This window comes from Marinilabilia salmonicolor, assembly GCF_003003035.1.
In the GTDB taxonomy this organism is placed as follows: Bacteria; Bacteroidota; Bacteroidia; order Bacteroidales; family Marinilabiliaceae; genus Marinilabilia; species Marinilabilia salmonicolor_A.
On sequence record NZ_PVTS01000002.1, the window covers coordinates 186,368 to 205,476 of the forward strand.

20 protein-coding genes are annotated in these 19,109 nt (G+C 44.6%); 6 read left to right on the top strand and 14 right to left on the bottom strand.

Going from position 1 to position 19,109, the window contains the following annotated elements; all coding sequences use genetic code 11:
- Positions 1-131: 131 nt before the first annotated feature.
- Positions 132-350, top strand: a complete 219-nt coding sequence (locus tag BY457_RS02415; protein ID WP_106151735.1) for a hypothetical protein — start codon at positions 132-134, stop codon at positions 348-350.
- Between the two features lie 122 nt (positions 351-472).
- Here the strand turns inward: BY457_RS02415 and BY457_RS02420 are convergent, their stop codons facing one another.
- From BY457_RS02420 to BY457_RS02430, 3 genes are read right to left on the bottom strand one after another with little or no spacing between them, the layout of a single operon-like run.
- Positions 473-1,201 (bottom strand): LytR/AlgR family response regulator transcription factor, encoded by a 729-nt coding sequence (locus BY457_RS02420; RefSeq protein WP_106151736.1) that lies wholly within the window; start codon positions 1,199-1,201, stop codon positions 473-475.
- The gene (locus BY457_RS02425; RefSeq protein WP_106151737.1) at positions 1,201-2,391 is read right to left on the bottom strand and encodes a sensor histidine kinase; all 1,191 of its coding nucleotides are present in this window, start codon (positions 2,389-2,391) and stop codon (positions 1,201-1,203) included. The genes BY457_RS02420 and BY457_RS02425 overlap by 1 nt, the downstream gene beginning before the upstream one ends.
- A gap of 20 nt (positions 2,392-2,411) precedes the next feature.
- Entirely contained in the window at positions 2,412-3,440 is a 1,029-nt protein-coding gene (locus BY457_RS02430; protein ID WP_258176528.1) for a Kelch repeat-containing protein, read from the bottom strand.
- Positions 3,441-3,728: 288 nt separating this feature from the next.
- Here BY457_RS02430 and BY457_RS02435 point away from each other — a divergent pair, with 288 nt between their 5' ends.
- A complete protein-coding gene (locus BY457_RS02435) occupies positions 3,729-5,051 on the top strand; it encodes a DUF4270 family protein (protein ID WP_106151738.1) in 1,323 nt (440 codons plus the stop codon).
- Positions 5,038-6,291, top strand: coding sequence for a hypothetical protein (locus tag BY457_RS18950; RefSeq protein WP_258176529.1), 1,254 nt, complete (start codon positions 5,038-5,040; stop codon positions 6,289-6,291). The genes BY457_RS02435 and BY457_RS18950 overlap by 14 nt, the downstream gene beginning before the upstream one ends.
- On the opposite strand, the gene BY457_RS02445 is transcribed toward BY457_RS18950, so the two are convergent.
- Positions 6,254-8,242, bottom strand: a complete 1,989-nt coding sequence (locus tag BY457_RS02445; RefSeq protein ID WP_219885124.1) for a tetratricopeptide repeat protein — start codon at positions 8,240-8,242, stop codon at positions 6,254-6,256. The genes BY457_RS18950 and BY457_RS02445 overlap by 38 nt on opposite strands.
- Before the next feature lie 247 nt (positions 8,243-8,489).
- On the bottom strand, positions 8,490-9,278 hold the full coding sequence (locus BY457_RS02450) for a polysaccharide deacetylase family protein (protein ID WP_106151740.1): 789 nt from the start codon (positions 9,276-9,278) through the stop codon (positions 8,490-8,492).
- Between the two features lie 347 nt (positions 9,279-9,625).
- On the opposite strand from BY457_RS02450, the gene BY457_RS02455 reads away from it, so the two are divergent.
- The 3 genes from BY457_RS02455 to BY457_RS02470 all read left to right on the top strand — a co-directional run bounded on the left by BY457_RS02455 (position 9,626) and on the right by BY457_RS02470 (position 12,171).
- Positions 9,626-10,114: a DUF7004 family protein gene (locus BY457_RS02455; protein ID WP_106151741.1), complete on the top strand. Its 489-nt coding sequence runs from the start codon at positions 9,626-9,628 to the stop codon at positions 10,112-10,114.
- A 308-nt stretch (positions 10,115-10,422) separates the two neighbouring features.
- Complete coding sequence (locus BY457_RS02465) at positions 10,423-11,517, top strand: acyltransferase family protein (protein ID WP_106151743.1); 1,095 nt, start codon at positions 10,423-10,425, stop codon at positions 11,515-11,517.
- A 24-nt stretch (positions 11,518-11,541) separates the two neighbouring features.
- Positions 11,542-12,171: a DUF459 domain-containing protein gene (locus tag BY457_RS02470; RefSeq protein WP_106151744.1), complete on the top strand. Its 630-nt coding sequence runs from the start codon at positions 11,542-11,544 to the stop codon at positions 12,169-12,171.
- Positions 12,172-12,221: 50 nt separating this feature from the next.
- On the opposite strand, the gene BY457_RS02475 is transcribed toward BY457_RS02470, so the two are convergent.
- The 9 genes from BY457_RS02475 to BY457_RS18955 all read right to left on the bottom strand — a co-directional run bounded on the left by BY457_RS02475 (position 12,222) and on the right by BY457_RS18955 (position 19,107).
- Entirely contained in the window at positions 12,222-12,896 is a 675-nt protein-coding gene (locus BY457_RS02475; RefSeq protein ID WP_146130943.1) for a hypothetical protein, read from the bottom strand.
- A gap of 144 nt (positions 12,897-13,040) precedes the next feature.
- Positions 13,041-14,045, bottom strand: coding sequence for a beta-ketoacyl-ACP synthase III (locus BY457_RS02480; protein WP_106151746.1), 1,005 nt, complete (start codon positions 14,043-14,045; stop codon positions 13,041-13,043).
- A gap of 309 nt (positions 14,046-14,354) precedes the next feature.
- Positions 14,355-14,540, bottom strand: coding sequence for a 50S ribosomal protein L32 (gene rpmF / locus BY457_RS02485; RefSeq protein ID WP_010664763.1), 186 nt, complete (start codon positions 14,538-14,540; stop codon positions 14,355-14,357).
- A gap of 14 nt (positions 14,541-14,554) precedes the next feature.
- Complete coding sequence (locus tag BY457_RS02490) at positions 14,555-15,133, bottom strand: YceD family protein (protein WP_106151747.1); 579 nt, start codon at positions 15,131-15,133, stop codon at positions 14,555-14,557.
- Between the two features lie 209 nt (positions 15,134-15,342).
- Positions 15,343-16,494 carry an ATP-binding protein gene (locus tag BY457_RS02495; protein WP_106151748.1) on the bottom strand — a complete coding sequence of 384 codons (1,152 nt, stop codon included), beginning with the start codon at positions 16,492-16,494 and terminating at the stop codon, positions 15,343-15,345.
- 214 nt (positions 16,495-16,708) lie between these two features.
- Positions 16,709-17,635: a ribosome small subunit-dependent GTPase A gene (rsgA, locus tag BY457_RS02500; RefSeq protein ID WP_106151749.1), complete on the bottom strand. Its 927-nt coding sequence runs from the start codon at positions 17,633-17,635 to the stop codon at positions 16,709-16,711.
- Between the two features lie 126 nt (positions 17,636-17,761).
- Positions 17,762-18,412: a class I SAM-dependent methyltransferase gene (locus tag BY457_RS02505; protein WP_106151750.1), complete on the bottom strand. Its 651-nt coding sequence runs from the start codon at positions 18,410-18,412 to the stop codon at positions 17,762-17,764.
- A 12-nt stretch (positions 18,413-18,424) separates the two neighbouring features.
- The gene (locus tag BY457_RS02510) at positions 18,425-18,880 is read right to left on the bottom strand and encodes a DUF4268 domain-containing protein (RefSeq protein WP_106151751.1); all 456 of its coding nucleotides are present in this window, start codon (positions 18,878-18,880) and stop codon (positions 18,425-18,427) included.
- 50 nt (positions 18,881-18,930) lie between these two features.
- Complete coding sequence (locus BY457_RS18955) at positions 18,931-19,107, bottom strand: hypothetical protein (protein ID WP_181256321.1); 177 nt, start codon at positions 19,105-19,107, stop codon at positions 18,931-18,933.
- Positions 19,108-19,109: the final 2 nt, after the last annotated feature.

Sequence of the window (19,109 nt, forward strand, 5' to 3'; positions counted from 1 at the left end):
CATTCACAGTACATCTCCACGTTAACTTTTCATTAACATGAAATAACAACACATTAACACATCTTTATTAAGATTCAATCTAAACTTGTATGAAATCAAAATGAATTTTTAACCTAATAAACAATAGCGCTATGAAACGTAAATTAGCTTTATCATTTTTGTTTGTATTCACACTGGCTCTTTCTGCTCCGGTAATGTCTGAAGCCATGGTTCAGGAACCAGAAAAGAAAGAGTGTGAGCAAAAGAAAGAGTGTTGTAAAAAAGAAAAAGCTGAATGTGACAAGAAAGCTGAAAAGGCAGAATGTGACAAGAAAGCTGAGAAAAAAGAGTGTGACAAAGAAAAGAAGTAATCTTCAATTTATTGTGAATGAGAAAGGGAGGTAGCCTAATTGGCCGCCTCCCTTTTTTTCATCTATCATACCCTTCAAAAATCTATGCCGGACATCACAACGAATCCCAAATCATAAACTATTCAGTTCAGGTTAAACAGCTCTTTCCGAACCTCATCCCTGTAAGATTGTCCTATGGGAACGGTTTTATCACTATTGTGCAGTTGTAACTGATTGCCATAAAGCGCCTTCACCTGTTGCCGGTTGACGATGTAAGATTTATGTACCCGCATAAATAACCCGGCCGGAAGCTGCTCTACCAGATTCTTCAGGGATTCCAGCGCAACCAGTTTCTGGTTTAAACAATGAAACGTTACGTACTCCCGCATCCCTTCAATAAAAAGGATATCAGCAACATTGACGCGATAAGATTTATGATCGGCCTTGACAACAATAAACTCCCTGCTTTCGGCAAAGGCAGTTGCCGTCGTAGAGCTATCCGAATTTCTTTGATGCAACCGATCGCCGGCTTTCTGCACAGACTGCACAAAACGCTCAAATGCAAAAGGTTTCAACAGGTAATCAATCACATCGAGCTGGTATCCCTCCAATGCATATTCCGGATAGGCAGATGTAATAACCACCAGAATGTTTTTAAGGTGAAAAGCTTTCAGGAAATCCATTCCGGAAATCTCGGGCATCTGAATATCCAGAAACACCAGATCGACACCCCCACTTTGCAATAAGGGCAGCGCTTCCAACGGTGATTTGAAACTGCCCGTCAGTTCCAGATGCGGAAACCGCTCGATATAATCTTTCAGCAGAGCCCGGGCAGGAAATTCATCGTCTATTATTACACACCTAATCTTCATCAACTCAGGTTTATTTCCAACAACACTTCAAAACGGTCTGCTTCATCCTTAATTTCAATATGATGACAATCTCTGTAAAGATAAGAAAGCCGTTTTTTTACATTATCTATGCCAATCCCTCCCACTTTGTCCTTGGAAATATCTCTGGGAGGTTTACTATTCGCACAACTAAACCGGATTGTCTGCCCATCATACTCAAGCTTCATCTGAATCCAACCATTCACAGTATCATCGATGTTGCTATGCTTAAAGGCATTTTCCACAAAAGGGAACAGAAGCATAGGCTCAATCTTCACACCCGGACGAACATCTTCCAGATTGATTTCAAGCCGCGGTTCCTCCTCCAGTTTAATTTTTTGAAACTCCACAAAATTGCGGATATAATCCACCTCATTCTGAAGGGGTATTTTACCGTTATCGGTTTCATAAACAATAAACCGCAGCATGGAGGAGAGTTTCAAAACCAGAAGAGCAGTTTTATTACTCTGCCGCTGTGCCAGAGAATAAATATTGTTCAGGGCATTAAAAAGAAAGTGCGGATTCATCTGGGACTTGAGAAACTTCATCTCCGTGGACAGATTCTCATTGGTCAGTGACAGTCGTTCATTCTCTTTCCTTCGCGCATCAACCATCAACCAAAACATGGTACTTAGAAAAAGAATCCCCAGAGAAGAGAATATACTGAACATGGTATGTCTTCCAAAAAGATCCCAGGGAGGCTTTGGTGGCTTTTCATCCACTTCAGGTCCCGGTCTCCCGGGCTGTGGAGGTCTTGGCGACAATTGCTCCCCACCCGGATTCTCTCCCTGGCTAAAATGCAACACCTCCGGCTGACTCCTTCTCAGCTTCTCCCAGTCCTGTTGGCCAACCGGATCGGTAACCTCCCACAACAACGAAACGCTGCCCAACAAAATGAGAATAGCAACAGCATAAGCTTTAAATTTGCTGCGACCCACAAGTAAAGGCAACAAAACCAAAACATTAATATAGAATATCAATGCATTAACAGCCAGCGTTCGCAAGGTCATCAAGATGGCCGTTTCAGTATCGAATATAAGATTGGGGCCATAAAAAAACACCAATGAATAACCTACCCATATCATAATATGAAGCCATCCCAGCCGTTTAAACTCGGTTGAAATCACATGCCATACTTTCCCTTCAGATTTGCTATTCTTCTCCCAACTCATCGCACTTCATTAAAAACAGGTTAATCATTATCATCTTGTTCTTCACCGGGGCGAAACGTCCACACATCATCGAAATAATAGGCCGAACTGTTGCCGGTGGCCACATAAGGGGTGTTGTTGATGGAAAAAGCCAAGGCATCACTCCTGGAAGATCCCTCAAAATTAGTCTTTTCCTCCCAAAAATCGGTAATAGGATTGTACTCCCAGGTAGAATTGCCGGCATATCCTGCACCCCCGGTTGTAAGATACCCACATCCATCCATTGTAAATGCTACGACGTTGCTCCCGGCAAGACTGTAATCATCATCATACGACTCATCATCATTTGTATTACTGGTAATCTCACGTTTCTCGGTCCAGCTGTCACTTTCCGGATCATACATCCAGGCATCGGTCACATACTCACTATTGTCAACCCCGGTAAACACATAGGCTTTGCCTTCCAATACGAAGACGGCGGCATCCCGGCGTTTGGAACCACCAATGCTGGTAATTTGCGACCAGCTACCACTCGAAGCATCATACCGGTAAAAATCTTTGAGCCGGTTGCCATCATAGCCGGTGCCCACATATCCATGGTTGTCGATACCAAAGCCAATCGCTGAATAACGCGCGGTACCGGGGAAATCGGCAATTTGTGTCCATTGTCCGTTGTCGCCTTTTGCAGGATCAAATTCCCAAAAGTCCTTTAGCTTGTTGTCCCCATCATACCCTGTACCAACATACCCTTTACCGTTGGCAGAGAAAGCTACGGCCCCATTTCGGGCAGGAGCTTCGTCAGGAAGAGCAGCCACCTCTCTCCAGCTGTCATTGGCTGCATCATAACGCCAGAAATCTCTCAGGCGCTCATCTTCCTCTCCATTGTAACCGGTGCCTATATAGGCATAATCACCAATTACAAAAGCCACAGCATCGGTACGGGGAATTCCTTCAAAGGCTCCCATTTCAACCCAGTTGCCCAATAGTTCTTCATCGTCGTCATCATCGCATGCTGCAAACAGCAAAATTGTGGATAATAGAATCCACCATAACATTTTAGATAATTGCATAAGATATTGCTATTTAATATTCCAAACTATATTTTTTCTTTTTACCCTCTCACTGATAACGAGCTGGCTGACCACAAAAAGACAAATAACCTGACTCTCCACCACCTTTTTTTCAACCAACAGGAGAGCAAACTCTTTCAACGGTTCGGTTTTCTCTATTTCCTGAATGTCCAATACCATCATTGAGAATAATCAGGTGCTTGCCGGCAGATTGGCCCCTCTCGTTGAAAAAAAGAGACTGAAGAGCGCCCCCTGTCATACATTCGCGGTCAGGAAAAACAACCATGTATGAATAAGCAAACCACGTTACTTCTTCTTCAGATTCTCTTGTTTACCGGAATCCCCCTCTTACCTTCCTGCTCAGAGGGGGATCTTTCTATTGGAGATGATTTTGTAGATACAGAAACCTACACAGCTATTACAGATACTTTTTCACTGAACCTTTCTACCTTCAGGATGGATAGTGTGGAAACATCCGGAACAGGAATTGCTCTTTGCGGCTATAGCGAGATACACGAAACAAAATCCACCAGTTATTTCAATATCGAACTAACTTCCGATAACATCAACAAAGGTGAGAAGTACGATTCACTATGCCTGGTCTTACAACATTCAGGATATTACCTGGGGGATACAACTCAACTATTTGGGGTCAGTGTTCATTTGCTTCAGGAAGAAATCACTGCCAACGATGCAGGAACGCTTTGTGCAGATAATTTTTTCCACTATGCAAAAGGGCCTGTCGGACAGGTAACTTATTATCCCGAGCCGAACACCACCGAAGAGAAGGAGTTACTTATCAGGATAGATGATTCATTTGGTCAGATGCTCCTGGATACACTGCAAAGCAATACATCACTTACGGCTGTGGACTTTGAAGGGATCCTTCATGGTCTTGCCCTGGTTCCCGACTCAACCATCTCCAACGCCGTCCTGGGATTTGAAGCCGAAGAAGGAAGCATCAATCTACGGCTATATACCCATAAGGTGGATTTGGAAAAGACCGAACTCACCCACGATTTTCCACTGGCAGAAACAACCCTTCAGTTCAATAATATTGTAAGCATCTCCGATAAGGAAGCATTGCGATCATTGACATCTTACAAACAAAAAGTCCCCGAATCTCAATTGAATCAATCAGCTATCTTGCAGGGAGGAACCGGTTTCTTCGCCCGCATAGACCTTCCCGGACTCCCATCCATGAAGGCACTGAAACAGCAGGGGCAAATTGTAAAGGCTACCTTGCAAGTGGGTGTCAAAGCGGAAAGTCACCAAACCCAAACACCACCAACAACTTTGTATTTACTGGAAGCTGACAAAATCAATCAGCTATCATCCTACATTGTGAACAGCAGTGGCAATACTGTAACCGGCACCTTGAGTAAATCAACCTCCCTCTATGAGGAATCCTATACCTACACTTTCGACATCACCTACTTTCTGAATGCGCTCATCAATGAAGAAGTTACCACCGAAGGCACAGGTATTGTACTGGCACTTCCCGAAGAAGACCTTCAAAGTAGTGTGGACAGAGTGAAATTTAAAGGATATACCGACCCTTCGGCAGAAACCAGATTAAATGTTTTTTACTACAATTATGACAAAGAATAGACAACGTATTCTCCTGTATTTTCTGATTGCAATCAACGGTATAGTGCAGCTAAAAGCGCAGAACAACACCTCATCTCCTTATTCTGTTTTTGGATTTGGGGTAATGGAAACAGCTGCACATGCTCACAACACTGCCATGGGCAACAGCGGAGTGGCAATACCCTCAGAAAAGTACCTAAACACACTGAATCCAGCTTCACTCAGCAATCTTGATTCTCTGTCCTTTTATTTCAATTTCCAGGCACAGGGAACTTCCAACAAATTCATCATGTCAGGAAAGGAACAAACCAATTTTGATTCCAATTTTGACATTCTTTCCATGGGCTTCCGGATTACTCCCCGGTGGGGAATGTCGGTGGGTTTATACCCCTTCTCAAGTATAGGATACGAGATTAACGCCCAAAGTGACATACTGGGGTCAACATCCGAGTACCCCATTGTTTATGAAGGAGGTGGAGGCCTTTCGCGGATAACCATGTCCAACGGAATTAAGCTTTGGAAAAACCTGTCGGCGGGTATAGACTTTTCTTTCCTCTGGGGATCTACCGACATTATGGAGACAGCTGATTATTCATCTCTTAGTGGAATGACCATTAGCAACACCAGAAAATGGTATTTCAACAATCTTTATCTGAAATATGGTTTGCAATACAAGGCGCGACTCAAAAACGGGAGTCTGCATGCCGGTGCCACCTGGCAACCCCAAACCAACATTTATGCCACCTTCAACCAAACCATCGAACAGGATGAAAGTACCACCTATTACGATGAAGACCAATCGGCTGATGATGTGTGGTTACCCAACATTTACAACATCGGATTGGCAGCTCAATGGAACTCCGGATGGCAGGTAGCAGCTGATTACTCATTGGCGGAATGGGCTCTGTTGAACCACAGCAGCACACTGAACGGTACTTTTCATGATTCACAAACCTTTGGTGCAGGAGTATCCTGGTCCAATCCTAACAACAAACACAAATGTATTAATCAGATGAATTGGCAGGCAGGAGCTTTTTATACCGACGGACATATCAGCATCAATGGAACACGCATTGCTGAAAAAGGATTTAGTGCCGGTTTTTCTGTTCCGGTAAGCGATCGCGGAAACAGGTTCCATCTATCATACCAATACTCCATAAAAGGAACTGCAGACAACGGACTTATCGAAGAGCGTTATCACAAATTCAAACTCAGTTTCTCCATTATTGAACATTGGTTTGCAAAGCAGAAATTTTATTAGAGTTGTCCGGCTCAGATAGTTCCTCCAAAGGCTCCCAGGCCCGAATCCAGGCATCACTAAAACGACCGTTTTGCTGAATACGGGTTCGGTATTGTTCAGCCTCCTCCCGATTGCGGAAGCGTCCGGTTACGTATCGCAGATAGCCGTCACGACCTTCAAGAGCGTTGACCGATTCCAGATCCAGACCCCGGAAGAACCAAAAACCTACTTCGGGATAATGGCGGAGTGCCAGCACCTGAATGGTAAAAGTGGTATCCAATCGAGCCTGCAGTTTTTCTAAGTTCTGCGGAATTTCTGCCAGTTTGCGATAATTTCCCGATTCAGGAACCAGACCCGGTTTCAGAGGAGCAGCCATCCGCGGATCCTGCAACATCACTATTTGCTCTGTTTTATCGTACGACAATTGGTCTGACACATGAATATTCAAAGGCTGTTCCGCCGATTCGGGCGTAACTTCTTCAATGGTATAGTTTTCACCTGCTTCCAGGAACAATAGATAACGACCATTGGCAGGGTTGGGACGGTAATCGCCCACCTGCTTATTATCCGAATCACGCGAAACAAGAAGCCTGATCTGTTCAACAGGTACATCCCCGGAATTTCTGATGGTTCCCTCAATCACTGCCAGAGAACCGCTATACAAAGAATCAAACTCTACTTTATAGATGTCTGAACGACCCACATTTTCAGAAAACCGGTAAGATGCATAATAAGCCTGACTCTTGTCCAGCGTGGGAACAAAGAAAAAATCATCATCGGGTGTATTAATGGGATGTCCCATATTCACAGGCTCGGTCCAGGTCTCTTCTGACTGGATCTGGCTGTAAAAAACATCAAATCTTCCCATAGAGGTATGTCCCTCGGAGGCAAAATAGAGCGTTTGTCCATCGGGGTGTAACATGGGAGTCTCTTCATCCAGTTCTGAGTTGATCATCGGTCCCAGGTTTACCGGTTCTCCCCATTGTCCATAAGCATCAAGTTTGCTCCTGTAAATATCAAGTCCTCCAAATCCTCCGGGTCTGTTGCTGGTAAAATAGAGTGTGCTCTGATCCGGCGACAAAGCAGCATGCGTTTCATCCCAACGGGAATTGATCGGATAAGGCAATTTTTCAGGTTCCTGCCACTCTCCGTTCATATAATCACTCACATAAATACTTTTCCCCTCCCTGTCGTTTTTAAAAAGAAATAACCGATTGCCATCGGGCGACAAAGACAATATGGATTTGTGTTCGGTGCGCGAAAAGAATTCATCCAGCACCCGGGGTTTGCTCCACCCTTTTTGGTTTCGCTCGGCGAAAAACACCTTTTCGGCAAATTGTCCGTCGGGCAACTGTGCCCCGCGACCGGCAGGACGGCGCGATGTGAAAAAAATACGATTCCCGGTTAACGAAACCAGCGGACTGTGATCGTCATAGTCAGAATTAAAAAAATCCCCAAGGTTGGTAATCTTCAACGGCACGGGATTCTTCAACAAAATAGCAGAATTCCGGATTTGCTTCATCTCTGCGGCGATTTCCTCCCGCAAATTAGCCTCTGTCACGGAATCGCGAAGGGTTTTAAGAACAGACAAGGCCTCCCGGGGTCTTTGTTCCAGGTGGTATGTACGCGCAATGGTGCGTTGCAAATCCACCCCGAACGGGGAAAATTTGTCGGATACAGGAATAATACTAAGTGCAGTATGAAAAAGCGCCAATGCCGAATCAAGCTCCTGATTGGTATGTACAAAGCAGATACCCAGCTGTGTCAGGGCATCCACATGCTGCGGATTTTGCTCAAGAATCTCTGTGTATAAGGCAATTGCCTCCTCATAATTTTTATCCCCGGCAGCAGCAAATGCTTTTTTAAATGTACGCATATGCAAATCGTCTCTACCTGCCTCGGCAGGTAGAGCCACTGATATCAAAAGCACAAGGATAATTGCCTTTCGTGTCAAATTGTGTAAAAACCTCATGGTCATGGTCTTCCCCTCTACATGTTCTATCCCCTCTTACGCCACAAAAATGTAAAAGATTGTAATTCAAGACAAAGCAACACCACATTTTGACGAACAACCCAAAATAAAGGATAAACAACTCTGTATTGCCGAAAACAGAAGCACCTAAACTGCTGATTGTTAACAAAAGCAAATGGGGAGTTGGATCCTCAAATCCTTCCCTTCGGGATTGGGGTGTTCAACCAGTTGGATTTTCCTTTTCCTTCTAAAAATACTCTGCCACCTCCACCAGCGGAGCGACCCATACCTCATCCTCATGGACCTGCAGGTATTCCAACAATTTGTTGTGTGCCTCCAGCGAAACATTCATATTGTGCTCGCCCCCCACTCCGTGAAACAGGAATACCAGCAAACCGCCCTCTTCACGCACCTTTTCAACCTGTGCAATCAGTTCTTCACCAGTGTGATTCATGGCGACAAAAGAACCTACCTCCATACGATTGATCTCACCTTGTTTCTCGATGCGGTAAACCACATCACGAGCGGCAGTAAACCAGCCGGAGATGGCTTCCACAAAAGAGGAGTCTTCGGCAACTTTATCGCCACAAGTATAGGCAAAAGTGCGTTGATCCTTTCCGTCTATGGCTTTCAGGAATGCATTGGCTATCCGAATCTCTTCCGTCAACTGCGAAAACGAGTAGGTGGAAAGATCCTGATCCGCACTCACCCATTCGCGGCCGGGCAAACTGCCATCGCAAGGATGGAAAAGAGTGTGGTTACCCAATTCATGACCGCTTCGGGCTATATCCCGCCATTCATCCATGCGCTCCACCAGTGCCAAAGCATTGCCGGGTACATAGAATGTTCCTTTCATACCTGCGGCATCCAGGGCAGGGACCACATTGTCGAGATGCACATTGAGCGCATCATCGTAAGTAAGTACCACTGCTGCTTTGTGATTGTTCCAGGGACCTTTGGGTTGGTCGGTTTGTGCGTGACTGACGGTACCAGCCAATAGCCCGGAAATTGCAATAATTGATATCAATTTGTTCATTTTTCGGATGGTTTTACTTTTCTAAATGCGCTGTTAAGAGACTTACGGGGATTCAGAAGATTCAGTTCCATGAAGAAAGATGCTTTTGTTAGCGTAAAAATAACAAAAATATCCGTTCAGAGACAGGGAATAACCGGCAGACTGACCATTGCCGACATTAAACGACAAGGAAGGGGCACCTAAGACAATTTCCCTTCTCATCGCCATTCGTTCAAATCCCTCTTTCAAAAATTTACACTACATTTGATCTGTTGAATGTACCGAACAGGCTCCCCAATCATCCAACCTTCAGGAACTGCGAAAACATCCACAAATATCACTCTTGAATACACTGCTAAACAGCAAATATGAGCAAACTGGTAAAAAACTTAAAGAACAACAGAAAAGTCGTATATGACCAAGGAGCCGTTGACAATCGAAGCGTCTGGATTGTTGAGGCAGATGGTACCCGGAAAACACCCCGTGAAGAAGAATACCTTACTGATCTCTATAAAATCTCAAAAACCTATGCACCTCAAAAACTTTACAATGATTTTGTTGAGATTTATGAACGTACCTCCTACAACATCAACACAAGTGTTTTGAGCCTGATTGACTCAATTACCGGGTCTTATCTTCACGGCGATCAAAAAATAGTGGAGCAATGGTTTTCGGTGATCTATGCCGAACTCATTGCCGGAGAGAATGAGAATAGTTCTCTGTTAAAAAAACGAACAATCAGGCTGGCGCTGTATCAGGTGCTGATTTTGGGAATGCCTGCTGCCAAAGCTGTAAATTCCAGCAAAGGAAAACATTCATCGGAGCTGGATGCCATTATGAAATCTTTAGGTTTTTAAGCTGCTTCATACAATTCACACCGCCCTCTGCTACCGTGTTTGCAAAATTTTATTATGTTTGCAACATCAGCATAAAATGTGATTATTCCTTTCTTACAAAACCCCTTCCTGTAAAACACCTGTTTCTTTAAAAAGCAATATTTGGTGATATTGGGAAACATCCCGGACCATACAATACCAGACACCGAAGGCCTTGAGTTTTTGTGAAAGCAATGCCAGTCGCATTTGGGGGGTAACATCCTACCCCAAAATTAAATATTAATTCACTAATATGCTGAAATATATTTAATCTGTTAAACAAAAGGACAATGAGTCACACCCCGGAAGCGGTAATATTAAAAAGTAAAAAACATTTTCATCTCCTGGACGGATTAAGAGGGATTGCGGCCATTGCGGTGGTGATTTTTCATTATATGGAATGGATAAAACCGGACATTTCCCAAAACTTTATCGGACATGGGTTCCTCGCAGTGGATTTTTTCCTGTGCCTCTCAGGGTTTGTAATTGCCTATGCATACGACAATCGGTTGCCCAAAATGAGACGTAAAGATTTCTTTATCTCCCGCCTGATAAGACTACATCCATTGGTAATTATCGGCTCCATTCTTGGCTTGATTGCGCTTCTGGCTGACCCTTTTGCCAACCATGCAGAAGGATATTCACTGGCGGCAATGGCTCTGATTTTCCTTGCCTCCATGTTGATGATTCCTCTCCCCGTAATGGAAGAGAGAGGCTTTAATCTTTTTGGGCTGAATGCTCCCTCGTGGTCACTCTTCTGGGAGTACATCGCCAATATACTTTATGCATTTGTTTTGATCCGACTTTCGCGCAAAACTCTGTGGGTCTTGCTTATTCCGGCAGCTATAGCTCTGGTATGGGTAAGCTACAGTGCCGGCAACCTTCTGGGAGGCTGGGATGGCAACACTTTTTTGCACGGCGGGGTAAGAATGTCCTATTCATTTCTGGCAGGACTACTCATCTTTCGTTCCGGATGGATTATCAAAAACAAACTGGGATTTGTCCCATTGGCCCTAATGCTGTCCGCCGCCTTTTTCATGCCATGGCACTCTCAAAACTGGATTACCGAATCCCTTATAGTTCTTCTTTACTTCCCTTTTATCGTTGCTCTTGGAGCAGGTTCTGCACTTTCCGGAGTTCTGAAAGAAACAAGCATCTTTCTGGGCAAAATATCCTATCCATTATACATGACTCATTATGCAGCCATTTGGATGTTTGGTCACTATTTTACCACACGGAATCCTACGGATGAGCAACTTACGTGGATCATCGCAATAGGAACGGCGCTCATGATCTTTTTTGCGTGGCTGGTTATGCAACTTATTGAAACACCTGTGCGCAAATACCTTACCAGAAAAAGAAAAGAAAAATTGCTAAAATATTAATGCGTCTTTGTTAAAATCACATAAATGAAGAAAATATTATTTTCCTTACTGCTTATTACTGCACTGTCCTCCTGCACACAGGAAAAAATGAAGGTTGCCTGCGTGGGTGACAGCATTACTGAAGGGTTCATGATTTCGCCCCAGAGCAAATTGGCCTATCCCGTAATTCTGGACAGTCTTTTGGGCAATCAATATTCTGTGATGAATCTTGGCCGCACCTCCACCACGATGCGATATGACGGCAATTTCCCCTATCATACAGCCAAGGAGTTCTCCAATGTTTTTGCGTATGAGCCTGATGTAATCATACTAAAGCTCGGAACCAACGATACCAAGCCTGTCAACTGGAATGAAGACAAGTACGAAAGCAGTTATCAGGCAATGATTGATACGTTTAAGACCATCCCAACCAACCCGGAAATTTATGTCTGTCTCCCCGTGCCGGTTTTTAAAACCAAGTGGGGCATCAATGATTCTACGGTGGTCAATGGCGTCATCCCCGTTGTAAAGAGGGTTGCCCAACGCAACAACCTCCGGGTCATAGATCTCTACACCCCCATGCTGGACAAAGGCGAAATGTTTTTCGACAGCATCCACCCGGATACCCGGGGGCTGGCCACGATGGCAGAGATTATTGCAGGAGAAATATTATAGATTTCAATCAAGGTATCACCCCGGCTGGGGCTTTTCCGAATGGCCCCATGCTATGCCTCGGCAGCATTCTCATCATAGAGCACTACCACAGCATCAAATTCAGTCTTGACAACTTCCTCTTTGGTGAGCCATTTTTCTGAAGTGATCACCTCATAATGATCATCCCCTTTCTCTTTCAATTCCCAGACAATTCCCTCGGCTTCGGGAAACGGAACCTTTCCTTCCAGTTGATCTCCAAAAAGGCGATGAAGCAGGTTATTGTCCGACAAGCCCTGACTAAAAGCCTTTAAAACCACCTCTTTATTAAACTCAGCACCTTCTTCATTGGTACTTAGCTCCAAATCAATCACATTGATTTGAATATGCGGGAACTTTCCGTTATAGGCTTTGTAAAGCAATTGATTAACCTCAAACAAAGGTTTGTGAAGGTCAATCTCTGTATATTTTTCCGCCATCTTCTCACTGAGCATTTCCAGCGAGATATTATCAATCTGCCCCTCTGTCAGCTGGTCAGATAATTTGTAATCAAGCACAATGGCAGCGGATTCCCTGGGCTCAAATTCATTAATGGCCATAAAAAGAAAATCCTTCACTTCGTTATCCTTCACCGTTTCGGCATCCGGCACCTCAAAACGGGTCATCAGTTCTTTGAAATCGGCCAGCGACCAGGCATCTTCCAGCTGGTCTGTGTTTTTAACCTCATTAATCTTAACATGAAATTGCATAAACAATCTTTTTCGGTTCATAAGGCTAACCAACGAGATTGTGAATTGTTGTGAAAAACTCAGCAAAAAACCCGGCATCAATTGAATCATCAATCGATACCGGGCTTTTGTTTATGCGTTTGTTATTCTGTATTTACACAGAAATTATTTCTGATCACCGTTGTACCCCCATTTCAGATAGAGGGCACCCCAGGTAAATCCTGCCCCAAAAGCAGCCAGAATTATGTTGTCTCCTTTTTTCAACTGGTTTTCCCATTCCCAAAGGCAGATGGGCAATGTGCCGGCAGTAGTGTTGCCATAGCGATGAATATTGATCATTACCTGTTCCTTATCGATACCCATACGCTTTGCAGTACCTTCGATGATGCGCATATTGGCCTGATGAGGCACCAGCCAGTTCAGCGTTTCGGAAGTAATGTTGTTGCGTTCCATCACCTCAACGGCCACATCGGCCATTTTCGACACCGCATGTTTGAATACATGAGGGCCATCCTGGTAAATGAAATGTTCCCGGTTGTCGATGGTCTCGTGCGATGGCGGTTTCACTGATCCACCGGCTTTCTGATGAAGGTAAACACGCCCGAATCCGTCACTTTGCAATTTACTGTCGAGCACTCCCACCTCTTCGATTGTAGGCTCTAACAGTACAGCACCGGCTCCGTCACCAAAAAGCACGCAGGTGGTCCGATCGGTGTAATCGGTAATGGACGACATTTTATCAGCTCCCACCACAATGACCTTTTTCCTGCTTCCGGTCTGCACAAATTTGGCTGCAGTATCCAGGGCATACAAAAACCCGGAGCAACCCGCGTTAATGTCAAAACTATGAGCATTGCGAATATTGCATTTGTCAGAAACAATATTGGCGGTTGCAGGAAAAACATGATCAGGAGTTACGGTGGCACAAATCAGCATATCCACCTCTTCGGGAGAAGTGCCTGATTTTTCCAGTACCTGATTCACGGCCATCATAGCCATATCGGAGGTGCCTTTGCCCTCCCCTTTCAGAATTCGGCGTTCTTTAATACCTACGCGGGTGGTAATCCACTCATCGGAGGTTTCCACCATTTTACTTAATTCCTCATTGGTAAGAACATAATCGGGGACATATCCTCCGACGGCGGTAATAACTGCATTCAATTTTTCCATTGTAACAAACAGAATTTTTGAGGCCGTAAGTATCCCGGTGCGTCACGGAATGTGGCGGGCCATGGCTTGGGCCTGATAATGGCAGCGTTTGGCACCAACCAAACATCTGCAAACAAAACTGCCCCTAAATGAATCACTTAGGGGCATATTTCAATCAATCAGATTTCGTAGTCTGCAAAAACAGTCATTTGAAGGGATGCCGGTTCAGTACAACAAGTCACACCATCTTTCACACTGTTCCGCAAGACGGGAACACGTTGCAAGCCGATGATTCGTCTGTTACAACCGAACATCTCAATCAACTGAAACTTAAGCGGTAACTTCTTTCTCTACAGCCAGTTTTCCTCTGTAATGGCCACACTCATCACATACAGTATGCATTTTGATGGTAGCGCCACAGTTAGAGCAAACTCCCAAAGCAGGCATGCTGGCTTTGTAGTGAGTTCTTCTCTTGTCTCTTCTCGTCTTCGATGTTTTTCGTTTTGGATGTGCCATCTTATAACCTCTTTTTACTTGTTGTTTTTATTTATTAATTTCTTTAACTCATCCCATCGGGGATCTACAGGTTCATCATCATCCGCATCCTCTTCTTCGGAAACGGAAATATCGTCGTGGACCATATATTCTTCCAGTCGCTCCAGCATTTCGGGATCACATCCCGGTGTGCCGTCTTCGTTATCGGGATGAATATGCCTGATGGGCACGCTAACCACGATAAATTCATAAAGATAGCTGGCAATATTGAAGGTGTGTTCCTCATGCGGAATGATCACAATTTCTTCGGTAGGCTCCGCATATTCATCACCAAAATTGACATAAAGTGTTCCTTCATAATCGATGGGAACATTTACATCCGACAAACACCGGTCGCAAACCGTGCCAACTTCTCCTTCGATGCGGAATCGAAATTCCAGCATCCGGCTGCTTTTTAAGAGCGTTACAGTGGCCAAAAGGTCACCGGTCTCTACCTGAGGCTGCTCGAACAGCTCAAAAAAGGCGTCCTTCAAACGGTACTCAAAGAGGTGTTCTCCATCCTTAAGTCCCTTAAAGGCAATGCCATACTCTTTCAATTTCTTCTCTGCTGCCATACGTAAAAACTTCGCAAAGGTATAAAATATTCATTGTGTGGGAAAAATAATTTCAGAAAAAGTTTTTTTGATCTGAAACCATCAGCAAAAACACTAATAAACCCAGGATTGTAAAAACGCACGATCGTGCGTCTTTACAGACACCCAACCTCATTCCTCAACCCTCATCCCTCATCCCTCATCCCTCAACTCTCATCCCTCAAAACCCCCTATCCAACCAAAATCCGGAAGGTAGTTCCTTTTCCGGGTGATGACTCCTTTACAAAGATGCGCCCGTTGTGATAATCCTCCACTATCCGTCGGACAAGGGTTAATCCGAGTCCCCAACCCCGTTTTTTTGTGGTGTAACCGGGCTTAAAAATGGTTTTCTGATTTTTCCGGGCAATCCCCTTTCCCGTGTCTGAAATATCGATAAAAGTTTGATTTTTAAAAATTCCCCAGGCAAAAGTGAGCGTTCCCTTCCCCTCCATGGCATCGGCAGCGTTTTTACTGATATTCTCCACCACCCACTCAAAAAGGGGCCGATTCACCCGAATCCCCGGAGTATCCATGTTTTCAGGTGGCTCCACCCTGATTTCCACGCCCGAAGAGATGCGATGTTCCAGATAACCGATCACCTCATGAAGCATATCTGTAACATCCACATTTTTGAGTTCGGGACGAGACCCGATTTTCGAAAAACGGGCAGTTATGGTTTGCAGCCGTTGAATGTCATGCCGCATCTCCCCAACCAATGATGGATCGACCTTCTTCATCTCCAGCAGTTCGAGCCAACCCAGCAGGGAGGAAGTGGGAGTACCCAACTGGTGCGCTGTTTCCTTGGCCATGCCTACCCACACCTGATCCTGTTCCCATCGCCGGGCAGCACTAAAAGCCCAGTATGCCAGCAAAACAAAAACAATCACCACAAAAAGCTGAACCAGCGGAAACCACCGCAGCTTGCGCAGAATAATGGAGTCTGCATAATAAAGATACTGCCTCTGACCGTTCCCCAGGTCAATTACAATGGGTTCCCTCCCCTGCTTCATCTGCCGAAGCTCCTGCTGAAGAAAAGCAGACTGGTTTTTATCGGGCAATTCCAGATTCCTGTGAAAATATATGGTATCCACCTTGTCTGCGATGATCAGTGGCACGGTGGTATTATTCTGGATAATTTCAAACACCAGCTCCAGCGACTGCTCATCAATATCGGGACGGGTAAACTGCCTGTTGGCTTTGGCCCACAATTCCATTTTACGCGTCTCTTCACGCCGGAGCTCCGAGGTAAGTTTATTGGTATAAAACAACGAAGCCCCTCCAATGACCAGGGCTCCTGTCATCAAAAGAAACTTCCACCACCTTTTCCGACTGTAAATCTCCATTTATGAATTGTTCTATTCCAATGCCCAATATCAACGAAAGTTTTAATCACATCCACCAATCCGCTCAACTCAAAACTCCAAACTCCGAACCCAAAACTCCGAACCACGAACTCACAACCCAGAACCCCGAACTCACAACTCAGAACCCAGAACCCCGAACTCAGAACTCAGAACTCAGAACTCAGAACTCAGAACCCCGCCCCCCGAACTCCCTCTACCGGTACTTCTCATCCCGGTTGAGATAGATGCTTACGTAGCTCTTGTATCTGGAAGCGGCAATTTCACCGTTTTCCACAGCCTCTTTTACGGCACATCCGGGTTCATGCAAATGTGTACAATTGTAATAACGACAACCGGGAGCCACCTTAAAAATCTCCCTGAAATAGTGGGCCAGCTCTTCTTTTTCAATATTAAAGAGTCCAAATCCGCGGATACCGGGAGTGTCGATGATATATCCTCCGAAAGAGAGGGGATGCATTTCAGCAAAGGTAGTGGTATGCCGCCCTGTGTGGTGACGCTCAGAAATGCGGCCGGTCTTAAGATTCAGCGAAGGTTCCACCCTGTTTACCAGTGTACTTTTCCCTACACCTGAATGACCGGCGAGCAGAGATACTTTCCCTTTCAATAGATCTTTCACACACTCCAGATCTTCATCATGCTTGGCGGAGGTGGTCAGAACATTGTAACCTGTTTTTTCATAAATCTCCTGAAATTCAGCCAGCTGATCCTTATGAAAATGATCATACCGATCCACCTTGTTGAAAATAATGGTGGCAGGGATGTCATAAGCTTCCGTACTGGCGAGCAACCGATCAATAAAAACAGGAGTGGTAACCGGATAGTTGATGGTGGCCACAATGATGGCCTGATCTATATTTGCAGCCAGAATCTGGGTTTGGCGTGACAAGTTGGAAGCGCGACGGACAATGAAATTGCGGCGTTCTCCGATTTTCTCGATCACGCCCGTTCCGGTGGATTCATCAACACTGTACATTACCCTGTCGCCAACAGCCACAGGATTGGTACTCTTGAGTTCATCCAACCGAAATTTCCCCTTGATTTTGCAGGAAACAGGAGCTTCATCATTGGTTTGCACATTGTACCAGCTACCGGTCGATTTTATGACAACGCCTTCTTTCAAATGTCTCTTTTTAGTAATGGTATTCTAACTGTTAGCGTAATGAACCTTAATTTAATCAATTATGGATTTTTACACTTATCAAAAATAATGATTTATCAGTTTCAGTCACAATCCTGAAAAAATAAATTATTCGTTCCGCTTCTTTTTTTGAAGAATGATTACTCTTTTCCCGTCGTCCCAAACAATCTCAAATCCCCACCTGCGGGCAATGTATTCAAAAGATCGGAATGAAAAGAACAACACATGCGTATCATCCCGGGCATAAAACCAATTAAGAAATTTTTCCGGACCCGAATGCCACATGGTCATGATTACCAGGAATCCACCGGGATTTAATCGGTCATGAATAAGATTCATCTCTTTTACAGGATCGTGAAAATGCTCAAACGCTTCGGTGGAAAAAATAAAATCAAAAAGTCCCTCCGGGAATGAAGGCCCGAAAACAGGATCATAATCCTGACAATCAAAGCCCCTTTTGCCAAGCAACGTCGAAAGGGCAGGTCCCGGACCACTGCCAAAATCAAGCCCCCTCATTCCTGTATTTATAAAGGGAAGCGCAGGATCCATTGCCTGATTAAGAAAATTCACATACCCGGCATCGTTGATGTCATTTTCGTGTTTTTCGTAGCGTTCCTTTTCTCCGTCAACGGTCAGCAAATCATCAGAAGAAACAAAAATCAGATCGCAAACCGGACAATGAAAATAGTGCCTGTTTAGGGGGCCTTTCAAGGGGGAAATTGCTATAGAATTATTGCACAAAGGACAACTCCGGGCCATAAAAATCTTGCTTTACATATACTTCAGATAATCTTTGACCTCCAGAAAGGCTTTCTCCAGACGTATCATCCGGTCAATCATAAAAGTAAAGATCTCGGGCCAGGTCTCTCTGACATACATATCACCCGGCTGCTCCACATACACCCGGCACACATCCCGCCCATTGTCTTTGGTATAAGCAAAATCCCAAATCAAAGGCCCTTCAAACTCCCGCTCAAACAATTCTTTGGCAGCTTCCAGCTTTTCATAGAGGGCCAGGCGGTCCTCTTCTTTTTTCTTATTGATCTCCAAAGCCACAATGATCTTTTCACGCCCTACATCAAACCGCAAATCCAATCCCTTAATTCCGGTATTGTCACCAATCCACAGACGTTTTCGCCCTTTTTGGCCTGGCAATCTTCTGGTACGGTTGGAAAGTTTTTGCCAAAACTCAAGACGCAACTCTTTGGCTTCTTCTTTACTGAACATATTCGCTTCAGATCTGATTATACATTATCCTTTGACAAAAAAGCGGAGCTTTAGTCATTCTTTTGCTCTTCGCTCTTTTTCTGCGACAAAAGCAGGTACAGAAGATAGGCAATTCCGGTTCCCATCAACCCTATGGCTATACGCTCCATGGTTTGCGATCCACCGTGAACCATTCCAAACCCCATTACTACAAACAAAACAGCTACAATTCCCAATTTTGTCTTCATAT